This is a genomic window from Pseudomonas persica (genome assembly GCF_900291015.1).
GTDB lineage: Bacteria > Pseudomonadota > Gammaproteobacteria > Pseudomonadales > Pseudomonadaceae > Aquipseudomonas.
The window spans coordinates 1-275 of sequence record NZ_OLKL01000131.1 but is presented as its reverse complement, the minus strand read 5'-3'; the positions used below and the strand labels follow the sequence as shown (position 1 = coordinate 275).

Sequence of the window (275 nt, the reverse complement as noted above, 5' to 3'; positions counted from 1 at the left end):
TTGCCCAGGTGCCCCATGTTCGGCACCAGGCTGTACAAGCCCACGCCCAAGGCGAAGAAGGCAAAGTAGGTGTTCTTGCGGCCGATGTAATCGGAGAACGATGCCCAGAAGAACCGGCCGCCAATGTTGAACAGGCTCAGCAGGCCGGTAAAGCCGGCGGCGATCGCGGCAATCTGCGCCAACTGCGCAGTGCTCAGCTGGCTGAAGGTCAGTTCGTTGCCCAGTAATTTACCGGCGAACACTTCCTGCAGCAGCGGTGACGCCATGCCCAAAAT

1 pseudogene is annotated in these 275 nt (G+C 59.6%); it reads right to left on the bottom strand.

Annotation, left to right across the window (positions count from 1 at the left end):
* A pseudogene (locus FQ664_RS26005) lies at positions 1-275 on the bottom strand (MFS transporter); the annotation flags it as partial.